The 19556-nt window shown below is 70.9% G+C and carries 17 protein-coding genes and 1 pseudogene; 4 read left to right on the plus strand and 14 right to left on the minus strand.

Features of this window, described 5'->3' with window-relative positions:
* A complete protein-coding gene (locus O1R50_RS18365; RefSeq protein ID WP_344469158.1) occupies window positions 1–687 on the plus strand; it encodes an IclR family transcriptional regulator in 687 nt (228 codons plus the stop codon).
* Window positions 688–782: 95 nt separating this feature from the next.
* Here the strand turns inward: O1R50_RS18365 and O1R50_RS18370 are convergent, their stop codons facing one another.
* From O1R50_RS18370 to hppD, 7 genes are all read right to left on the minus strand, one after another.
* Window positions 783–1577 (minus strand): CHAD domain-containing protein, encoded by a 795-nt coding sequence (locus O1R50_RS18370; protein ID WP_270111612.1) that lies wholly within the window; start codon window positions 1575–1577, stop codon window positions 783–785.
* 225 nt (window positions 1578–1802) lie between these two features.
* Window positions 1803–3341 (minus strand): histidine ammonia-lyase, encoded by a 1539-nt coding sequence (hutH, locus tag O1R50_RS18375; protein WP_270111614.1) that lies wholly within the window; start codon window positions 3339–3341, stop codon window positions 1803–1805.
* A gap of 9 nt (window positions 3342–3350) precedes the next feature.
* A complete protein-coding gene (hutI, locus tag O1R50_RS18380) occupies window positions 3351–4496 on the minus strand; it encodes an imidazolonepropionase (RefSeq protein WP_270111615.1) in 1146 nt (381 codons plus the stop codon).
* Window positions 4493–5788: a formimidoylglutamate deiminase gene (locus tag O1R50_RS18385; RefSeq protein ID WP_270111616.1), complete on the minus strand. Its 1296-nt coding sequence runs from the start codon at window positions 5786–5788 to the stop codon at window positions 4493–4495. Before O1R50_RS18385 ends, hutI begins: the two co-directional genes overlap by 4 nt.
* On the minus strand, window positions 5782–7017 hold the full coding sequence (locus O1R50_RS18390) for an allantoate amidohydrolase (protein WP_270111617.1): 1236 nt from the start codon (window positions 7015–7017) through the stop codon (window positions 5782–5784). The genes O1R50_RS18385 and O1R50_RS18390 overlap by 7 nt, the downstream gene beginning before the upstream one ends.
* Before the next feature lie 31 nt (window positions 7018–7048).
* Entirely contained in the window at window positions 7049–8686 is a 1638-nt protein-coding gene (hutU, locus tag O1R50_RS18395; protein WP_270111618.1) for a urocanate hydratase, read from the minus strand.
* A gap of 14 nt (window positions 8687–8700) precedes the next feature.
* Window positions 8701–9885 (minus strand): 4-hydroxyphenylpyruvate dioxygenase, encoded by a 1185-nt coding sequence (gene hppD, locus O1R50_RS18400; RefSeq protein WP_270111619.1) that lies wholly within the window; start codon window positions 9883–9885, stop codon window positions 8701–8703.
* A gap of 130 nt (window positions 9886–10015) precedes the next feature.
* Between hppD and O1R50_RS18405 the strand changes: the two genes are divergently transcribed.
* The gene (locus O1R50_RS18405) at window positions 10016–10501 is read left to right on the plus strand and encodes an Lrp/AsnC family transcriptional regulator (protein WP_270111620.1); all 486 of its coding nucleotides are present in this window, start codon (window positions 10016–10018) and stop codon (window positions 10499–10501) included.
* Here the strand turns inward: O1R50_RS18405 and fahA are convergent.
* Both fahA and O1R50_RS18415 read right to left on the minus strand, forming a co-directional pair.
* Window positions 10494–11717, minus strand: a complete 1224-nt coding sequence (gene fahA, locus O1R50_RS18410; RefSeq protein WP_270111621.1) for a fumarylacetoacetase — start codon at window positions 11715–11717, stop codon at window positions 10494–10496. The two genes, O1R50_RS18405 and fahA, sit on opposite strands and share 8 nt — an antisense overlap.
* Window positions 11714–12508, minus strand: coding sequence for a hypothetical protein (locus O1R50_RS18415; RefSeq protein WP_270111622.1), 795 nt, complete (start codon window positions 12506–12508; stop codon window positions 11714–11716). Before O1R50_RS18415 ends, fahA begins: the two co-directional genes overlap by 4 nt.
* Before the next feature lie 193 nt (window positions 12509–12701).
* On the opposite strand from O1R50_RS18415, the gene O1R50_RS18420 reads away from it, so the two are divergent.
* On the plus strand, window positions 12702–13883 hold the full coding sequence (locus O1R50_RS18420; protein WP_270111624.1) for a homogentisate 1,2-dioxygenase: 1182 nt from the start codon (window positions 12702–12704) through the stop codon (window positions 13881–13883).
* A 59-nt stretch (window positions 13884–13942) separates the two neighbouring features.
* On the opposite strand, the pseudogene O1R50_RS26430 reads toward O1R50_RS18420, so the two are convergent.
* From O1R50_RS26430 to O1R50_RS18445, 4 genes and pseudogenes are all read right to left on the minus strand, one after another.
* Window positions 13943–14861 (minus strand): annotated as a pseudogene (locus O1R50_RS26430) (MFS transporter).
* Between the two features lie 85 nt (window positions 14862–14946).
* Window positions 14947–15474, minus strand: coding sequence for an NUDIX hydrolase (locus tag O1R50_RS18435; protein WP_270111627.1), 528 nt, complete (start codon window positions 15472–15474; stop codon window positions 14947–14949).
* Between the two features lie 41 nt (window positions 15475–15515).
* Window positions 15516–16448: an NADP-dependent oxidoreductase gene (locus O1R50_RS18440; protein ID WP_270111697.1), complete on the minus strand. Its 933-nt coding sequence runs from the start codon at window positions 16446–16448 to the stop codon at window positions 15516–15518.
* 108 nt (window positions 16449–16556) lie between these two features.
* Window positions 16557–17762 (minus strand): DUF418 domain-containing protein, encoded by a 1206-nt coding sequence (locus tag O1R50_RS18445; RefSeq protein ID WP_270111629.1) that lies wholly within the window; start codon window positions 17760–17762, stop codon window positions 16557–16559.
* A gap of 141 nt (window positions 17763–17903) precedes the next feature.
* Here O1R50_RS18445 and O1R50_RS18450 point away from each other — a divergent pair, with 141 nt between their 5' ends.
* Window positions 17904–18635, plus strand: coding sequence for a TetR/AcrR family transcriptional regulator (locus O1R50_RS18450; protein ID WP_270111630.1), 732 nt, complete (start codon window positions 17904–17906; stop codon window positions 18633–18635).
* On the opposite strand, the gene O1R50_RS18455 is transcribed toward O1R50_RS18450, so the two are convergent.
* On the minus strand, window positions 18632–19507 hold the full coding sequence (locus tag O1R50_RS18455) for a LysR family transcriptional regulator (RefSeq protein WP_270111631.1): 876 nt from the start codon (window positions 19505–19507) through the stop codon (window positions 18632–18634). The genes O1R50_RS18450 and O1R50_RS18455 overlap by 4 nt on opposite strands.
* Window positions 19508–19556: the final 49 nt, after the last annotated feature.

The following is a 19556-nucleotide window of genomic DNA, read 5'->3' on the forward strand; positions in this document are numbered from 1 at the left end:
ATCAGCGGAGTCGGCGTCCTTGACAAGGCGGTGCTCATCCTCACGGCTTGCACCAACGGCGCCAGCCTGGCTGAGCTCGTGCACGAGACCGGATTGCCCAGGGCCACGGCCCACCGGCTCGCACAGGCCCTCGAAGCCCACGAGATGCTGCAACGCGACCACGAGGGCCGTTGGCGCCCCGGTCCGAAACTCGGCGAGCTCGCCGGGTCGACGGCCGACGTCCTCCTCAGTGCCGCCGAACCAGTGCTCAACCTCCTCCGCGACCAGACGGGCGAATCGACCCAGCTGTATCGCAGGCGGGCCGACGAACGAGTCTGCGTGGCCGCCGCCGAGCGCGCCTCCGGGCTGCGCGACACGGTGCCCGTCGGCGCGGGCCTGCCGATGACGGCGGGCTCCGGCGCGCAGGTGCTGCTCGCCTGGGAGCCCCCGGAAGGAATCCTCCCGCTGCTGCCCAAGTGCCGATTCTCCTCGAAGACCCTCGCGGAGGTCCGCCGCCGCGGCTTCGCGCAGTCGGTCGCCGAACGCGAACCCGGTGTGGTCAGCGTCTCAGCCCCGGTGCGCGACAAGACCGGCCGCGTCGTCGCCGCGATCTCGGTGTCCGGCCCCATAGAGCGTCTCGGACGCCGCCCGGGCGACCGCCTCGGCATGGCCGTGATCCGCGCGGGCCAGAAACTCTCCGGCCTCTAACCCCTATTGTCGTCCCCTCCACGGCCCGGCGGAATCACTTCCGCCGGGTCGTTCTATGCCTGCGGCGCTCTGCACGCGGGAGACGCTGGAGGACTTCAGGAACCGCTGCGCTCGGCCAGCGCGGCCTCGGCCTTGGCGAGGTGCTTGGCGTGGGCTCGGTGTTCGCGTTCGAGGAGCGGCGAATCGGGCGCGTGCGCCTCCAGGTACGCGATCGCGACCACGTCGTCCTGGCAGCGCCCGAACAGGTTCTGCAGCCGCTTGGCTTCGGCCGCCACCGCCGCGGCGGTCTCGCCGAGGTCCACGGCGGCCTCGGCGGTGTAGCGGGTCTTCTTGGCCACGTTGCGAGCAGCATGGCGGGCTTCGTCGGGATCGGCGGCGCCCTCAATGGCGTCGAATGCGCGCGACAGGTCCTGCCGAGCGGTTTCGACGATGGGGCCGAGCACGGATTCCACCGGCTCGTCCGCGAGCGGCGCGAATGACGGTGAGGTCGCCATGTGTTCGGCCGCGTTGAGCAGCTTGGTCGTCCGCTCCCGGCTGCACGCCTGCGCCAGCGGCCCGTAGGCGAGGCGTTCCTGCTCGGCCAAGGCCGCGAACCATTCCGGCCGCTCGTCACCGAGCCGCTTCGCGAAGCGCATCCGCAGCACCTCGAGGTCCCGGACCTTCCCGAGTTCGTCGGCGAGCCAGCGCAGCCTCCTGCGATTCAGCGGCGCCTCCTCGTACAGGCCCGAGTAGGTGGACAGCAGCGAGCGCAGTCGGCGGGTGGCGACCCGCATGCGGTGCACTGCGTCCGGTTCAGCCCGAATGACCGGTTCCCGGTACCGGTGCAGCGTCTCCACCTGGAGTGCAAGGTAGGCGTGCACGCCGTTGACGGCACCTGGTGTCGCAGTCATGGAACCTCCGGGGATCGAGTGGGCTCCCATTACAGCACCGACTCGCCCGGCTCCTTGCATGGCGCCCATGGGAAACGAACCAAGCGAAGCCGTTCCAGCCTTCAAGGAGATGCTTCGCGCAGCACCTCGCATCGAGGACTTCCCTGAAACCGCCGGCCTTCGCGTGGAGTTGCCTCAAGATCGCCAGTCGGGGTTCGCGCAGTCTGGGCTGACACCGGTCTGCAATCAGTGGAGCGAGCCGACTGCGGTTTCGATCTCGCTTCTCAGTATCGGACTCCCGACGAGGTGCTTGACCTGCTCGATGACCGGTGCCATGAACTGGTCCGGGCCCGGCTTGCCGGCGATGGGGCCTACCGCGGCGATCGCGACCCGGGCGGCCGGGCTCGGGATCAAGGGCTGGCGCAGCTGGAGGCCTTGGACCCCGGCGAGGAGTTCTACCGCGAGCAGGGTGCCGAGGTTGTCGATGATCGTCCGGAGTTTGCAGGCCGCGGCCCAGCCCATTGAGACGTGGTCTTCCTGCATGCCGGAGGTGGGGACCGAGTCGACCGAGGCGGGGGCCGCGAGCCTGCGGTTCTCGGCGACGATGCCCGCAGCCGTGTACTGGGCGATCATGAGCCCCGAGTTCACGCCCGGGTCGGGGCTGAGGAAGGCCGGCAGGCCGCGGTTGCGGGTGACGTCGAGGAGGCGGTCGACCCGTCGTTCCGAGATCGAGCCGACGTCGGCTGCCGCGATGCCGAGGAAATCGGCCGCGTAGCCGAGCGGGGCGCCGTGGAAGTTGCCCGTCGATTCGACCCTGCCGTCCGGCATGACCACCGGGTTGTCGACGATCGAGCGCAGTTCCTGCGCGGCCACGGTCTCGGCGTAGGCGAGCACGTCACGCGCTGCGCCCGCGACCTGCGGGGCGCACCGCATCGAGTACGCGTCCTGGACGGCGTGGGCGAGGTCGTTCCGGTGGGAGTCCATGACCTCGGAGTCCTGCAGGAGCTTGTGCATGTTCGCGGCGCTCTTCGCCTGACCCGGCTGGGGGCGGATCTCGTGCAGTTCGGGCTGGAACGGGCGGTCCGAGCCGAGCATGGCCTCATTGGACAGTGCGGCGCAGACGTCGGCCATCGTGAAGAGGTGGCGGAGGTCGGCGACGGCCAGGACGAGCATGCCGAGCATCCCGTCAGTGCCGTTGATGAGGGCGAGGCCTTCCTTGGAGGACAAGGTGATCGGCGCGATGCCCGCACGTTCGAGGACCGGGGCGGCGTCGACGCGGCCGCCGTCCGCCTCGAGGACCCAGCCTTCGCCGAGGAGGACCAGCGCGCAGTGCGCGAGCGGCGCGAGGTCGCCGGAGGCGCCGAGCGAGCCGTGGCGCGGAACCCATGGGGTGATGTCGGCGTTGAGGAGCGCCGCGAGCGCGTCGGCGACCTGGGGTCGGACCCCCGAGCGCCCCATCGCGAGGGAGCGCAGGCGCAGGAGCATCATGGCGCGCACGACTTCTTCGGGCATCGGTTCGCCGACGCCGGCGGCGTGGGATCGGATGAGCGCGTGCTGGAGCTCGGCTCGCCGCTCGGGCTCGACGAAGGTGTTCGCGAGGGCGCCGAAACCGGTTGAGACGCCGTAGACGGGACGGCCTTCGCGCTCGATCGCGTCCACGATCGCCCGGCTCGCGGCCATGGCCTCGCGGGCCTCGGCGTCGATCACGACCCGGGCGTGTTCGCGGGCCACCGCGATCACCGCTTCAGGGGTGACCGGGACGGGCTTGATGTGGACTGTGGACATCGCTGCTCCTCAACGCACTATGGTGCCGTCTTGTACGACGGACTTCACTAGGGGCGTCCCCGGCCGGTAGGCCAGATGGACGTGGCTGGGCGCGTCGAGCACGACCAGATCGGCGCGGGCGCCGACGATGATCCGGCCGATGTCGCTGCGACGCAGAGCCTCAGCACCGCCCGCGGTGGCGGCGGTGAGGGCTTCGGTGGGCGTCATGTGCATCTCGCGCACGGCGAGGGCGACGCAGAACGCCATGCTGCTGGTGAACGAGGAACCCGGATTGCAGTCGGTCGCGAGCGCCACCGTGGCTCCGGCCTCGATGAGGCGTCGCGCGTCCGGATACGGCGAGCGCGTGGAGAACTCGGCGCCGGGCAGGAGGGTGGCGACCGTGTCGCCGCCCGCGAGGGCGTCCACGTCCGCGTCCGTGAGGTGCGTGCAGTGGTCGGCGGAGGCCGCGCCGAGCTCCACGGCGAGGCGGACCCCCGGACCGGCGGTGAGCTGGTTGGCGTGGACGCGCAGGGCGAGGCCGGCGTTCGCGCTCGCGGTGAGCACCGCGCGGGCCTGGTCGCCGTCGAAGGCGCCGCGTTCGCAGAAGACATCGGCCCATTTGGCGTACGGCGCGCAGGCTTCGAGCATGGGGCCGCAGGCGAGGGCCGTGTACTCGTCAGCGTCGGCACCGGCCGGGACGGTGTGCGCGCCGAGGTACGTGGTCTCGGTCGTGAACTCCTCCGCGATGCGCAGCGAGCGGGCCTCGTCCTCGACGGTGAGGCCGTAACCGGATTTGATCTCCACCGTGGTCGTGCCTTGGCGGAGCATCTCCTCGGTGAGGCGGGCGGTGTTGGCGCGCAGCGCCTCGTCACCGGTCATGCGCGTGGCCGCGACGGTGGTGCGGATGCCGCCGCCGGTGTAGGGCTCGCCGCTCATGCGGGCGGCGAACTCGGCGTGGCGGTCGCCCGCGAAGACGAGGTGGGCGTGGCTGTCGACGAAGCCGGGGATCACGGCGCGACCGCCCGCATCGAGGCGCTCGTCCGCTTGCGGCGCATCGGCGTTGAGGCCGATCCAGACGATGCGGTCGCCGTCGACGACGATCGCGGCGTCGAACCTGACGACGCACTCCGGGTCGGCGGTGAAGAGCTCGCCGATGTTCGCGATGAGGAGGCTCATGCCCACAGCCCTCCGATGGCGGCGGCGAGCTCGGCGCCCGCGTCGATGCGCAGGTGCCTGCCGCCCGCGACGATACGGCGGCCGTCGACGATCACGTCGGTGATGTCGGCGCCCGTGGCGGCGTAGACGACCCCGGACGGGTCGATCCCGGCGGTGCGTGGCGTCCTGAGACCCACGGTCACCAGGTCGGCCCGCGCGCCGACCTCGATGCGGCCCGCGTCGGGCCAGCCGAGACTGTCGTGCCTGGTCATCGCGTCGAGCAGTTCCCCGGCCGTGAACCGGCCCCGCTCCTCGCTGACCAGCCGCTCGTGCATCTCCACCGCGCGCGCCTCCTCGAACATATCCACAATGGCGTTGCTGTCGGTACCGAGCGAGAGCCGCACGCCCGCTTCGGCGAGCGCCCGCGCCGGGCCGAGGCCGTCGGCGAGGTCGCGTTCGGTCGTGGGGCAGAAGCACGCGGTCGTGCCCGAGCGGCGGAGCAGGTCGATGTCGTGCCCGGCCAGGTGGGTGGCGTGGACGGCGGTGAGGTCGGGGCCGAGGAGGCCGCAGCGTTCGAGCAGTTCAGTGGGGCTGCATCCGTGTTCAAGGCGGCAGGCCTCGTTCTCGGACCGCTGCTCGGAGAGGTGCACGTGGACCGGGCGGCCCTCGGTCGAGCATGCGAAAGCGGCGATCGCCTCGTCCGGTACGGCCCGCACCGAATGCACCGCGCCGCCGATCACGGCATGGCCGGGCGGGTCGAGCTTCTCGACGCGGTCGAGCCAGGCCTCCAGGCTCCCGTCGCCGAAGCGCCGCTGCGCCGGTTCGAGCGGCAGGCCGAAACCGCCTGCGAGATACAGCGTGTCGAGCAGGGTGATCCGCAGCCCGGCGTCGGCCGCGGCCTGGATCAGGGCCTCCCCCATGGCGTTCGGGTCCGAGTACGGGCGCCCGCCCGGCGAGTGGTGCAGGTAGTGGAACTCCCCCACCGCGGTGATCCCGGCCAAGACCATCTCGGCGTAGACCGCGCGCGCCAGCCGGTAGTACGAATCGGGTTCGAGGCGCTGCGAGAGCGCGTACATGCCTTCGCGCCACGTCCAGAAGGTGCCCGAGCCGACGTGGGTGCGGCCGCGCAGCACCCGGTGGAACACGTGCGAGTGCGCGTTCGCGAAGCCCGGGAGGGTCACGCCCGCGAGCACATCGCCTCGGCGCCTGCCGCCCGGCGTCACCTTCGCGATCCGGCCGTCCGCGACCTCGATCGCCACCGCGTCGGCCGGGCCGCCCGGCAGCAGGGCGTGCTCGGCCCAGAAGGTCAGCACGCCAGCTCCCGCAGTACGGCCGCGAGCGCTTCGACGCCCGCCGCGCAGTCCTCGTCGCTCGCGGACTCGCCGGGCGCGTGGGAGACCCCGGTCGGGTTGCGCACGAACAGCATCGCCGTCGGCACGTGCGCGGACAGGACGCCCGCGTCGTGGCCCGCGGCGGTCGGCAGGACCGGAGCGCCGCCGAGGAGCGCGGCGATCCTGTCGCGCAAGGAGGCGTCGAACTCGACGATCGGCGTCTCGGACTCGGCGGTGATCCGCACGCTCGTGCCGTCCCGGCCCGCCCGTTCGGTCACTTTAGACTCGAAGCCGCTCAGGATCTCGCCGAGCACCGCCTCATCGGGGGCGCGGGCGTCGAGCCAGGCGGTCACCGTGGCGGCGATCGCGTTGGTGGCGTTCGGCTCCACCTCGACCCGGCCCACGGTGGCCACGCCCCCGGCGAGGCGGGCCTCTTTGCGGGCGGCGAGGACCGCGAACGCGAACGTCAGCATCGGGTCGCGCCGATCGGGCAGGCGCGTCGTCCCGGCGTGGTCGGCCTCGCCGGTGAAGGTGACGCGCCAGCGGCCGTGGGGCCAGATCGCGCTGGCGACGGCGACAGGCGATTCACTGCCGTCGAGGGCGCGGCCCTGTTCGATGTGGAGCTCGACGAACGCGGCGAGGTGTTCGAGCCGTTCGGGATCGGGACCGAGGGTGGCGGGGTCGGCTCCGGCCTCGAGCATGGCCTCGGCGAGCGTGACGCCGTCGGGGTCCGTGAGCAATCGGGCCCGGTCGGGGTCGATCACGCCGGCCATGAGGCGCGAGCCGAGGCAGGGGACGCCGAAGCGCCCGCCCTCCTCTTCGGTGAACGCGGCGATGCCGATGGGCCGCTTGGGGTGTGCGCCTGCGGCCCGGAGCCGGTCGACGGCGAGGAAGGCCGCGACGATGCCGAGCGGCCCGTCGTAGGCGCCGCCGTGCGGGACCGAGTCGAAGTGGCTGCCGGTGAGGACCGCCCCGTGCGGACGGGGCCGGTCAGGGTCGACGACCTCCTCCTTCTCCGCGTACCACCAGGCGTACAGGTTGCCGTTGCGGTCCTCCTCGTAGCGCAGGCCTCGCAGCTTCGCCTGCGCCAGGAACCAGCGCCGGAGGACCAGGTCGGGCTCGGTCCAGGAGAACCGGACGTAGCCTCCCGAGTCGGCGCGGCCGACCGGCTCCACTTCATTCCACAGTCGACGGAACCCGTCCGTGTCCATGCCAATCCCCGTTCACATCTGCGGCCGCGTTTCAGGACTCCCGTACCGGTACGCGGATCCGGTGGTTCTCCGCGACCTGCTCGGCCTCCTCGTATCCGGCGTCCACGTGGCGGATGACGCCCATCGCCGGGTCGTTCGCGAGCACCCGGGCGAGCTTCTCGGCCGCGAGCGGCGTCCCGTCCGCGACGGTCACCTGCCCGGCGTGGATGGAGCGGCCGATGCCGACGCCGCCGCCATGGTGGATCGACACCCAGCTCGCGCCCGAAGCGGTGTTGACGAGGGCGTTGAGCAGGGGCCAGTCCGCGATCGCGTCCGAGCCGTCCTTCATCCCCTCCGTCTCGCGGTAGGGGCTGGCGACCGAGCCGCAGTCGAGGTGGTCGCGGCCGATCACGATGGGGGCCTTCAGGGTCCCGTCGGCGACCATCTCGTTGAAGCGCACTCCGGCGACGTCGCGCTCGCCGTGGCCGAGCCAGCAGATCCGGGCCGGGAGGCCCTGGAAGGCGACGCGTTCGCGGGCGAGCGAGATCCAGCGGTGCAGGCTGCGGTGCTCCGGGAACAGGTCGAGCACCGCCTGGTCGGTCGCGGCGATGTCGGCCGGATCGCCCGAGAGCGCGGCCCACCTGAAGGGGCCCTTGCCTTCGCAGAACAGCGGCCGGATGTAGGCGGGCACGAACCCGGGGAACGCGAAGGCCCGCTTGCAGCCGCCCAGGAACGCCTCGCTGCGGATCGAGTTGCCGTAGTCGAAGACCTCGGCGCCGGCGTCGAGGAAGCCGACCATGGCCGCCACGTGGCAGGCCATCGATTCGCGGGCGCGGTCGGTGTAGCCGTCCGCGTCCTCCCTGGCGAGCTCGGCCGCTTCGGCGTAGTCGACCCCGGAGGGCACATAGGACAGCGGGTCGTGCGCGGAGGTCTGGTCGGTGACGACGTCGACCTCGACGCCGCGGCGGAGCAGTTCGGGGAAGACCTCGGCGGCGTTGCCGACCACGCCGATCGACTTGGCCTCGCCGCTCTGCTTGGCGGCCATGGCCTGCGCGATCGCGTCGCCGAGGTCGGCCGCGACCGTGTCGAGGTAGCGGGTCCGCACGCGCCGCTGGAGGCGCTCGGGGTCGACCTCGACGATCAGGCACACGCCGCCGTTCATCGTGACGGCCAGCGGCTGCGCCCCGCCCATGCCACCGCACCCGGCCGTGAGCGTGAGCGTCCCTTTGAGACTGCCATTGAAGCGTTTCTCGGCGACGGCGGCGAAGGTCTCGTAGGTGCCCTGCAGGATGCCCTGGGTGCCGATGTAGATCCACGAACCGGCCGTCATCTGGCCGTACATGGTCAGGCCGAGGGCTTCGAGGCGGCGGAACTCGGGCCAGCTGGCCCAGTCCGGCACCAGGTTCGAGTTCGCGATGAGCACGCGCGGCGCCCACTCGTGGGTGCGCATCACGCCGACGGCGCGGCCGCTCTGGACCAGCAGCGTCTCGTCCGCCTCCAGGGTGAGGAGCGTCCGCAGGATCGCCTTGAGGTCGTCGCGGCTGCGCGCGGCCTTGCCGGTGCCGCCGTAGACCACCAGGTCGTCGGGGCGCTCGGCCACCTCGGGATCGAGGTTGTTCTGGAGCATCCGGTACGCCGCCTCCGCCTGCCAGGTCTTGCAGTGCAGGTCAGGCCCGTGTGGTGCGTGCATGTGTCCGCTCCCCGTCACAAGTTGCCGCGCTTGGCCTGCTCCTTCTCCAAGGCCTCGAACAGGGCCTTGAAGTTGCCCTTGCCGAAGCTGAGCGAGCCGTGCCTCTCAATGATCTCGTAGAACATTGTCGGCCGATCCTGTTGCGGCTTGGTGAAGATCTGGAGCATATAGCCGTCCTCGTCGCGGTCCACCAGGACGCGCCGCGCCTGCAGCTCCTCGATCGGCACCCGCACCTCGCCGATGCGTTCCCGCAGCTCAGGGTCCTCGTAGTAGGCGTCGGGAGCCTCCAGGAACTCGACGCCGCGCTCGCGCATCGCGTCGACGGCGGCGAGGATGTCGCTGGTGGCGAGCGCGATGTGCTGGACGCCGGGGCCGCCGTAGAACTCCAGGTACTCGTCGATCTGGGACTTCTTCTTGCCTTCGGCGGGCTCGTTGATCGGGAACTTGATCTTGCGGCTGCCGTTGGCCACGACCTTGCTCATGAGCGCGGAGTACTCGGTGGCGATCGCGTCGTCGACGAACTCGACGATGTTGGTGAAGCCCATGACCCGCTCGTAGTAGCCGACCCATTCGCGCATCTTGCCGAGTTCGACGTTGCCCACGACATGGTCGATCGCCTGGAAGAAGCGCTTCCGCGGCGGCGCGACCATGGGTTCCGCGGCGACGAAGCCGGGCAGGAACGGGCCGTCGTAATTCGACCGGTCGATCAGCACGTTCCGGGTCTCGCCGTACGTGCCGATGACGGCGCGGCGAACGGTGCCGTGCTCGTCGGTGAGGTCGTGCGGCTCCTCGATCGCGATGGCGCCCTGCTCGATCGCGTGCTTGTAGTTCGCGTCCACATCGGGCACTTCGAGGGCCACTTCGATGACGCCGTCGCCGTGCGCGGCATAGTGCTTCGTGGCCTCGGCGTCGGCGGTCACGCCGCCGGCGAGGACGAAGACGACGCCGCCGGACTTGAGCGCGAACTCGGTGTGCTCGCGGTAGCCCTGCTCGGGGCCGCGGTAGGCGAAGAGGGTCATGCCGAACGCGGTCGAATAGTAGTGGGCGGCCTGGCGGGCGTTGCCCACGTAGTAGCGGACGTGGTCCCAGCCCTTGATCGGGAAGGCGTCCTCGCGGATGTCGTGCTCGACGGCGCCCACGAGACTCGGCGAGTCGGGGCCGAGCTCGGCCTCGCTGGGGCGGTTGGCGGTGTCGACCATGGCGGCCTCCTGGTCCTCGAGAGCTGTACCCCCGGATCATTGTCCAAAACGTGAGACTGGGCAAGCAGTCGATCTAATGGTAGGCAACTTGCGCAAAGCTTGCAGAGAGATCGCGCATATACTGATCAATATGACCAATGAAACGGGCATCGACGCTCTGGACGCGAGGCTCATCGAGCTGCTGGAAGCGGAGCCGCGGATCGGGGTCCTGGAGTGCTCGCGGCGGCTCGGCGTGGCGCGCGGGACCGTGCAGGCGCGGCTCGACAAGCTGACCGAGCGGGCGGTCGTGCGCGGCTTCGGGCCGCGGGTCGAGCCCGCGGCCCTCGGGTATCCGGTGACGGCCTTCGTGACACTGGAGCTGCGGCAGGCGGTCGGGCACGAGCACATGGCGCAGCGCCTCGCCAAGATCCCGGAAGTGCTTGAGGCGCATACGGTCACGGGCCAGGGGGACATGCTGTGCCGGATCGTGGCGCGCACGAACGCCGAGTTGCAGGGCGTGATCGACCGCGTCCTGGCGAGCGAAGGGGTCCAGCGGGCCACCACGGTGATCGCCCTGGCCGAGCAGATCCCGTACCGGACCCTCCCGCTCGTCAGGCAGGCCGCGGACCTCAGTTGAGGGCGGGCAGGATCGTGCCGGTCACCTCGCCCAGGCCGATCTCGCCGCCGTTCGCGCCGCGCGCGGTCGCAGCGATGACGACCGTGTCGCCGTCCTCGAGGAACGCGCGCGTCTCGCCTTCGCCGACCTCGACCGGGTCCCTGCCGCCCCAGGTCAGCTCCAGGAACGAGCCGCGCTGGCCGGGTTCGGGCCCGGAGACGGTGCCGGAGGCGTACAGGTCGCCGGTGCGCAGGGAAGCGCCGTTCACGGTCATGTGGGCGAGCATCTGCGCCGGGGTCCAGTACATGCCTCCGAACGGCGGCCGCGAGACCTCGGTCCCGTTCCAGCGCACGGACATCCGCAGGTCGTAGCCGAACCGCTCGGTCTCCCGCAGGTAGCCGAGCGGGACCGGTTCCTGCACGGGCGCGACGGTCTTGGCCCCGGCGAGCGCGTCGAGCGGGGTGACCCAGTGGCCGATCGAGGTGGCGAAGGACTTGCCGAGGAAGGGCCCGAGTGGCACGTACTCCCAGGCCTGGATGTCGCGCGCGGACCAGTCGTTGACGAGGACCGCGCCGAACACGTGCTCGGCGAAGTCGTCGGGGCTCACCGGGGTGCCGAGTTCGGTGCCGACGCCGACGACGAAGCCGACCTCGGTCTCGATGTCGAGGCGCGCGCTCGGGCCGAACTCGATCGGCCCTTCCTTCGACTTGCGCTGGCCCCTGGGCCGGGTGATCGGGGTCCCGGAGGGCACGACGGTGCCGGCGCGGCCGTGGTAGCCGACCGGGAGGTGCTTCCAGTTGGGCAGCAACGGCTCCGAATCGGGGCGGAAGAGCCGTCCAAGGTTCGTGGCGTGCTCCTCGGAGGCGTAGAAGTCCACATAGTCCGCCACGCTGAACGGCAGGTGCATGCGGGCCTTGGCGACCGGGGTCAGGAGCGTCGCGGACTGGTCCTGGAAGCGGCGATCGCTCAGGAGCTCGGTGAGCTGGTGGCGCACGAGGCGCCACGCGGAGGGTCCCATGGCCATGAAGCCGTTGAGGTCGTGCTCGTGGAACGCGGGCCGGATCCAGGGCAGGAAGAACGTGCCGGTGGCGAGGGCGCGCAGGTCGAGCACCTGGTCGCCGATGCGGACGCCGATGCGCGCGGCAGGGTCCTTCGCGGTGGAGAAGACGCCGTACGGGAGGTGGTCGAGGCCGAAGGGGCCGTCGTCGGCGCCCTCGACCCAGCTGGTGTCGGTCATGCGGCTTCCCCTCGGTGCAGGAGTTCCAGGTCGATGAGGTCGTTCAGCGGCTCGTCGACACTGCACGAGCCGAAGCCGGTCCACAGCGCGCGCGGGCGCGGCAGGACCCGGCGGGCGCGCTGGGCGAGGTCGCCGGCGTCGGTGGACGCCAAGGTGGCGGCGATGTCGTCGGTCAGGGCGCCGTCGGCGGCATCAGCAGTGGCGACCAAGACGTTCAGGAAGCCGTGGTGCTCGAATCCGGTGACGGGATCGCGGTGGCGCACGGCGTGGTGGAGGCCGGCGGTGAGCTTGAACTGGAGGCCGCGGAGGCGGCAGCCCGCGATCGCGGCGGCGAGGGTCTCGGGTGCCGGGAAGAACTCGGCGGCGATGCCCCCGGTGCGGAACTTCGGGGTGAAGGAGGTGACGCGCACGGCGTCGAGGGCGTCGTCGCCGAAGGGCAGCTCGGCGAAGACCGGCCTGCCCCACGAGGGCGCGTATTCGCCGAGGTGCTCGAGGGCGTGCCGGGACTCGTAGTGCACGACGGTGACCTGCGGCGAGAGGGCGGCGACGTCGTCGGCGACCTGCTCGAGATCGCCGTCGACGATGACGCCGACGGCCAGTTCGCCCCGTCCGGGATCGAGCTCGGCGAGCTGCGACTGCGGCACCAGGAGCGGGCCGATCATGGCCTCGTACCAGGACTGGCGGTACCCGCGGTGGGCGGGGACGGCCGCTTCCATGGGCGCGTTTCCTGGTGGGAAGAGCGCCGCGTCATCGATCAGGCCCCGCAGCATCGCGGGTATCGGTCCAACCATGCTGCCGAGCCTAGGCGGTTCCCGGAGTCCGGGTCCAGCGCTCCGCGCAGCTCGTGCGCGAATGGGCCCGGGCCGCGCGCGGGCGCGCGCGGACCACTCGAAATCGAACGGCCGGAAGGTTATCCTCAGGGCATAACCGCCGCCCGAGCGGGCGTCACCCTCGCCCGCCGTGCGAACCGACAAAGGAGTCGACGTGCCGTTCTACCGTTCCGTCGGGCAGATCCCCGACAAGCGACACACGCAGTTCCGCCAGGAAGACGGGAGCCTGTACTCCGAGGAGCTGATGGGCCAGGAGGGCTTCTCCTCCGATTCGTCGCTGCTCTATCACCGCTTCCGGCCGACCGCGATCTCCTCCAGCACCGAGCACCGGCCCGAGAAGGCCGAGCCGGTCGCGAACCACCCCCTCAAGCCCCGCCACTTCCGCACCCACAAGCTCAACGGCGCGAGCGACGCCGTCTTCGGCCGCCACCACCTTTTGTCCAATGCGGACTGCCGCATCTCGTACGCGCTGGCCGACCAGCCTTCCCCCTTGTACCGCAACGCGATCGGCGACGAGTGCATCTACGTCGAATCCGGCGAGGCGCACGTCGAGACCTCGTTCGGCGCGATCGACATCGTCCAGGGCGACTACCTGATCATGCCGATGTCGACGATCTACCGGGTGATCCCCACCGGCACCGAGATGCTGCGGACCCTGGTCGTGGAGTCGACGGGCCACATCACGCCGCCGAAGCGCTATCTCTCGGTCCGAGGACAGTTCCTGGAGCACAGCCCGTACTGCGAGCGTGACCTCCGCAGCCCCGAGGAGCCCCTCCTCGTCGAAGGCGAGGACGTGGACGTCTACGTGCAGCACCGGGGCCGGGGCAGCGCGACCCTCTGGACGAAGTTCACCTACGCCCACCACCCGTTCGACGTGGTCGGCTGGGACGGCTGCCTCTACCCCTGGGTGTTCTCGATCCACGACTTCGAGCCGATCACCGGCCGCATCCACCAGCCCCCGCCCGCGCACCAGGTCTTCCAGGGCCCGAACTTCGTCATCTGCAACTTCGTGCCGCGCAAGGTGGACTACCACCCGGACGCGATCCCGGTGCCCTACAACCACCACAACGTCGACTCCGACGAGGTCATGTTCTACTGCGGCGGCAACTACGAGGCCCGGCGCGGCTCCGGGATCGAGCAGGGCTCCATCTCCCTGCACCCGTCCGGCTTCACCCACGGCCCGCAGCCGGGCGCGCCCGAGCGCTCCATCGGCGCCGACTACTTCGACGAACTCGCCGTCATGGTCGACACCTTCCGCCCCCTCGAACTCTGCGAACCGGCCCTCGACGTGGAGGACACCAACTACGCCTGGACCTGGAACCGCGACCCGGCCTGACCTTTGCGGCGGTCGGCTCCCTGTGCCCGGCGGGCTCAGCGAGCCGACCGCCTGCGCGTTCAACGCTTCGGTTCGGGCCAGGGGACTCGCTTCGCGTAGTGCGCGCAGACGATCAGCGCCGAAAGTGCGGCGACGACGCCGCCGAGCGACATGATCGCCGCGGGCGAGGCGCGGTCGACGACGACGCCTCCGGCGAGTGCCCCGACGGCGATGGTGGCCTGGATCGACGTGGTGAACAGCACCGATGAGGCCTCAATGGACCGCGGAGCGGACTTGGCGAACCAGGTCTGGGAGCAGACCGGGACGCCGCCGTAGGCCATCCCCCAGACCGCGAGGAGCGCGATCGCTCCGAAGAGGCCGTGGCCGAGGACGGGCAGCAGCAGCGTGCTCGGCGCGATCGCGGTCGCCACGGCCGCGAACGTGGCCCGCGGATACCGGGACACGGTGGTTCGATCATCCCGGCCGCGCCGTAGACGAGCAGGACCGCGGTGACCGTGGCCGGACCCGCCGCCGTGACCTCTTCCAGGAACGGCGTCACGTACGTGTAAGCGCCGAAGTGGGCCGCCACGATAAGAAAGGTCAACGCCAGCGCGAATCGCGTGCCGGTGCCTCGCAGCATGTTCCCCAGCTCCGACATGCGCGTCGGCCGGTGGCCGCTGCCGCGAGGAAATTGGCCGCTGCCAGCAGCAGGATGAGGGCGCAGAGCATCGCGCGCCGGTCGAAGCGCGCCGTCGTGACGGTCACCAGCGGGGCGGCGACCGCTGCCAGGAGACCTGGCATGGTCATCATCAGCCCGGCCATGCCGTCGGTGATCGCGAAGCCGGCGCCGATCGAGGTCAGCAGGCCGATCGGCAGGATCTCGGTGGTGACGATGGCGAAGATGCCCGTCGTCACCGAGACCACCGCCAGCCATGGGGTGAGGCCCGGGCGGTTCGCCGGCTCGGTCGTCCTCGCGGGAGGCGGGGCGGTGGTGTGCATCGACGTGCGTCCTGTTCTGGCGGCTGGAAGTGCGTGCGTTCCAGCTCATCAGGCGGCGCAGCGGGATGCTGGCAGGATCACGACGTCAACCCTCGAGGCGCGCGGCCAGATCCTCGCTGTCGAGATCGGTGGCGGAGCGCCACTCGGCGGCGTGGACCTCTTCGAGCTGCGGTGCGAGTTCGGGGTCGTCGCAGTCGAAGCGGTAGCGCACATCGAAATGCCAGTGGGCCTCTTCGCCTTTGCGCGGGTTGGCGGGGATGGGGTGGATGTCCACGTGGACGGGAACGGGGTCGGCGAGCTTCAGCGCCGAGGGTTCGATGCCGGTCTCTTCGACGGCTTCGCGCAAGGCGGCCAAGGGAAGTGATTCATCGGTGGGTTCGACGTGGCCTCCGGGTTGCAGCCAGCGGTCGAGGCTCTTGTGGTGGATGAGGAGCACCTCGCCCTTGGGATTGACGAGGATGGCCGAGGCTGTGACGTGGCCGGTCATGGTCGAGCGGTCGAACGCGTCCGGGCCGGTGAGGGCGAGGAGCGGTGCGACGACCTCGAAGTCCTCGGGCCAGCGCACGAGGTAGGCGGCAAGCTGGTCTCTGAGATGCGCGATCGTGATGGGCACCGCCGTATTCTGCCAGCGCGGGAACACGGCGGCGCCGCTGCCTAGTCGACGGTGACGACGAGCTTGCCGATCGCGCCGCCGGACTCCATCGCCTCGTGCGCCTTCGCGAAGTCCTCGAGCGGGAACGTCTGGGAGACGTGGACCTTGAGGTTGCCGTCGTCGGCGAGGCGGGCGAGGGCCTCAAGGCCGACCTGGTCGGGTTCGACGAGCATGAAGTCGGTGCGGATGCCGCGCGCGACCGCCTCAGGGAACTCGGCGTCGCGCAGGGAGTAGTAGAGCTGGGCCAGCACGCCGCCATCGCGGATCACCGAGACCGAGCGCTCGGCGTAATCGCCGGGGAGGGTGGTGAGGGCGACGTCGACACCCGAGACGACCTCGGCGAAATCGACCGTTCGGTAGTCGATCACCTCGTCGGCGCCGAGGCCGCGCACGAAGTCGTGCTTGCCGGCGCTGGCGGTGGCGATAACTTGGGCGCCAAGGGACTTGGCGATCTGGACGGCGAGGTGGCCGATGCCTCCGGCGGCGGCGTGGATGAGCACGGTCTGGCCGGCCGCGAGCCCGGCGTGGTCCACCAGGGCCTGCCAGGCGGTGAGGCCGCACAGCGGGAGTCCGGCGGCCTCGATGTGGGAGAGGGCGGCGGGCTTGCGGGCGAACTGGCGGCTCGGGGCGGTCACGTATTCGGCGTGCGTCCCGGCCTGGTGCGGGAAGCGGGGCATCCCGAAGACCTCGTCGCCGGGTTTGAAGCGGGTGACGCCGATGCCGACCTTCTCGACGACGCCGGAGACGTCCCAGCCGAGGATGAACGGCGGCTGTCCGATGTAGAGACCGATCTCGCGGGCGGCGGGGTCGACGGGGTTGACGCCCGCCGCACGGACCTTGACCTGGATCTCGCCGTAGTACGGTTCGGGCCGTTCGACCTCGGTCAGCGCCAGCACCTCGGGCCCGCCGAGGCGGGATTGAGTCACGGCGCGCATCATCTCGGGCACGGCGGGTCCTTGTCTCTCTGAGCACTGACGAGTAGGGCTCGATTCTAGGTCGGGCGTAATCCGGGGGACCCGCCGACGGCGGGCCCCCGGGACTCGTCAGCGCTTGCGGCCGTAGGCGAGTCGCCGCAGCAGCGTCTCAGCGGGGCCGCGGTAGCCGCGGCGGTGCGCCAGGTAGGCGGCCCGCACGGACAGCGCCCAGACGGCGAGCGCGCAGGCCTGCGAGACCAGCAGCGGACTGCCGACCCGCTCGTCCAGGCCGAGGAGGAACGGCGTGGCCAGGACCAGCCAGGCCACGGACTGGAGCAGGTAGCCGCTGAGCGACCGCTGCCCCAGGGCGCTCACGGCCGTCACGATGACCCCCGCGGGCCTGCGGGTGAGGACGTGGGCGAGGAGGCCGAAGACGGCCGCGTAGCCTATGCCGCCGAAGAAGCCCGAGGTCTCGTAGAGCAGCTTCATCGCGGCGGCAGTGCCTTCGTCGACGTGCAGGAATCCGCCGCTGAGCAGCGCCATCGGCAGACCCGCGGCGACCGCCACGGCGAGGCCGCCGAACGCGGTCCAGCGCAGGAGAGGCAAGTGCCGCTCGGGCTCCTCGAGGAAGCGGCGGCGGCCCGCCCACGCGCCGACCCAGACCATGAGGATCATCGGCAGCAGCGTCGCCGTGTGCACCGGCCACTCGGCGAGCCGCTCGCCCACCGACGCGAGGTAAGTGCCCGCTTCGACGGAGTTGAACGGCGACACGGGGATCGCGGCGTCCCCCGCCTGGAACCCGGCCGCGAGCAGACCCGCGAGGACCAGGACGTAGAGCCCGCCGACGACGAGGTACCAGGGCGCGAAGCGGTGCACCTTATCCGTGCGCTGGAGCAGCAGGAGCGTGAACGCGATGCCGATGAGTCCGTATGCGCCCAGGAAGTCCCCCGAGTACAGCAGGACGCCGTGCGCGATGCCGAAGACGAACAGCCAGGCGTTGCGGCGCAGGAGGACCCGCCGCACCTGGCCGGGCGTCGCTCCCGCCTCGGCCTGGCGGCGGGCGAGTTGGACGAGCCCGTAGCCGAACATGATCGCGAACAGCGGGAACGCCCTCGCGTGGATGAACTCGACCATGAAGAAGTTGTAGAAGCGCTCGAATCCGCGCGGGTCGGTCTCGACGCCGGGCGCGCTGGCGAGGAAGTAGCCCGCGCTGTTGGCGAGCGCGATGAACAGGAGCATCGCGCCGCGCGCGAGGTCGGGCGCGAGGGCCCTTTCGGTGGGGCGCACGGGGCCGCGGCGGATGCGCGGCTCGGCGAGGACGGCTGGCGCGGTCATGTCGATCCTTCGGGGTTCGCGATCGGTTGAATTAATATCCTAGGGATAGTATCCTTGAGATATTAATAGCATGTGCGATGATGACGCGCAAGCCTGGAGACGGAGGGACGGAGGTGACCACGGCGCATGGATGAGGCGGCAGTGCCTGATGAGCTGGCGCGGCTGTGGCGGATCGCATCGGAGTCCCGCCTCGGGCGGCCCGCGAAACTCGACGTCGGCCGCGTCGTGGACGCCGCCGTCGCCCTCGCCGACCGCGACGGCCTCGCGGCCGCGACACTGCCGAAGGTCGCCGAGTCCCTCGGGGTCACCAAGATGTCGCTCTACCGGCACGTCGGCTCCAAGGACGAGCTACTGGTCCTCATGCAGGACGCGGCGGCCGGCCCAGTTCCCTCCTCATTGGACAGCACCGGGCCGTGGCGGGAGCGGCTGCGGCTGTGGGCCACCGAGCAGCGGGAGGTCTTCGCCCGGCACCCGTGGCTCGCGACCGCGCCCGTCTCGGGACCGCCGCAGGGCCCCAACCTGATCGGCTGGTTCGACGCCGGGCTGCGCGCGCTCAGGACCACCGGACTCGACTGGCCCGCGAAGGTCGGCGCGATCATGCTCGTAGGCGAGTACGTGCGCGGCAATGCCCAACTGGCGCAAGGATTCGAAGCCGGCAAGGTCGACACCGGCCAGGACCAGGCGGCGGTCGAGCAGGCCTACGGCCGCGCGATGGCGGCCCTCGTCTCCCCCGAGCGGTTCCCGGACGCGGCCGCGCTGTTCGCTTCGGCCACATTCGAAGACACCGGCGCGGACACCACGCAGGCCGACTTCGACTTCGGCCTCGACCTCATCCTCGACGGCATCGCCGCCGCGGTCGGAGGCCGACGCTAGGGCGTGCCCTGTTTCCAGTCCCAGTCCTCGATCTGCGCGCGCAAGCGCTGCGCCGCAGCGGGAAGCCGCGCCCAGTGCAGGCTGAGCGTGCGAAAGCAGTGCGGGTGGTCCACGCCCACCCAGGCCACGCCCGGGTCGGGCATGCTGAACCGGGCGATCTGCGGGAAGAGGCTCAGGCCCAGGCCCGCGCCGACGAGCGTGTACGTGGCCGCGGGCTCGTCGATCTCGCAGACGATGCGCGGTTCGAGGTTGCGGTCGGTGAAGAGCCAGTCGAGGAGGCGCCGCTGCCACTGGCCGCGCCGGGTGATGACGAACGGCTCCTCGGCGAGGTCCTCGATCGTCACTCGCGGGACGGCCGCGAAACGGTGGTCGGTCGGGGTGGCCAGCCAGACCTGCTCGACGTGCACGACTTCGGCGGTGGTGCCGGGGGCTTTCACCGGCTGCGAGGCGAGGCACAGATCGACCTCGCCGGCGCGCAGCGCGTGCTCCATCTCCTGTGTGGACATCTGGCGGAGCCGCACCTCGACCTCGGGGTACGCGGCCTTGAACGCGGCGATCGGGCCGGTGAGCGGCAGGAACGTCTCCGAAGCGAGCCTCACGGTGTCGGCGCCGCCGAGCGCGGCCTTCGCGACCGCCCGGCGGCCCGCCTCGAGCTCGCCGAGCGCCCGCTCCACATGGTCGCGGAAGACGGCACCGGTCGAGTTGAGCCGCAAGCGGCCCGCGCGGTCGAACAGCGGCGCGCCGAGCTCGGCCTCGAGGCGCGCGATGGTGCGGCTGAGCGCGGGCTGGGCGACGCGGAGCTGCGCCGCGGCTCGACTGAGGTGCTCCTCACGTGCGACCGCGAGGAACTGGTACAGGGCGTTCAGCTCCATTGACGTCCTCTCATGCCTTCGGCGTTATAACACCATAGCGATATTGGTC

Origin of the sequence: Glycomyces luteolus, assembly GCF_027622875.1 — a bacterium.
GTDB classification, from domain to species: Bacteria; Actinomycetota; Actinomycetes; order Mycobacteriales; family Micromonosporaceae; genus Glycomyces; species Glycomyces luteolus.

Coding starts and splice junctions, on each gene's coding strand:
- O1R50_RS18370 (WP_270111612.1), bottom strand. CDS start 1,577: ATGACTGCGACACCAGGTGCCGTCAACGGCGTGCACGCCTACCTTGCA.
- hutH (WP_270111614.1), bottom strand. CDS start 3,341: ATGTCCACAGTCCACATCAAGCCCGTCCCGGTCACCCCTGAAGCGGTG.
- hutI (WP_270111615.1), bottom strand. CDS start 4,496: ATGAGCCTCCTCATCGCGAACATCGGCGAGCTCTTCACCGCCGACCCG.
- O1R50_RS18390 (WP_270111617.1), bottom strand. CDS start 7,017: ATGGACACGGACGGGTTCCGTCGACTGTGGAATGAAGTGGAGCCGGTC.
- hutU (WP_270111618.1), bottom strand. CDS start 8,686: ATGCACGCACCACACGGGCCTGACCTGCACTGCAAGACCTGGCAGGCG.
- hppD (WP_270111619.1), bottom strand. CDS start 9,885: ATGGTCGACACCGCCAACCGCCCCAGCGAGGCCGAGCTCGGCCCCGAC.
- O1R50_RS18405 (WP_270111620.1), top strand. CDS start 10,016: ATGACCAATGAAACGGGCATCGACGCTCTGGACGCGAGGCTCATCGAG.
- fahA (WP_270111621.1), bottom strand. CDS start 11,717: ATGACCGACACCAGCTGGGTCGAGGGCGCCGACGACGGCCCCTTCGGC.
- O1R50_RS18415 (WP_270111622.1), bottom strand. CDS start 12,508: ATGGTTGGACCGATACCCGCGATGCTGCGGGGCCTGATCGATGACGCG.
- O1R50_RS18440 (WP_270111697.1), bottom strand. CDS start 16,448: ATGCGCGCCGTGACTCAATCCCGCCTCGGCGGGCCCGAGGTGCTGGCG.
- O1R50_RS18445 (WP_270111629.1), bottom strand. CDS start 17,762: ATGACCGCGCCAGCCGTCCTCGCCGAGCCGCGCATCCGCCGCGGCCCC.
- O1R50_RS18455 (WP_270111631.1), bottom strand. CDS start 19,507: ATGGAGCTGAACGCCCTGTACCAGTTCCTCGCGGTCGCACGTGAGGAG.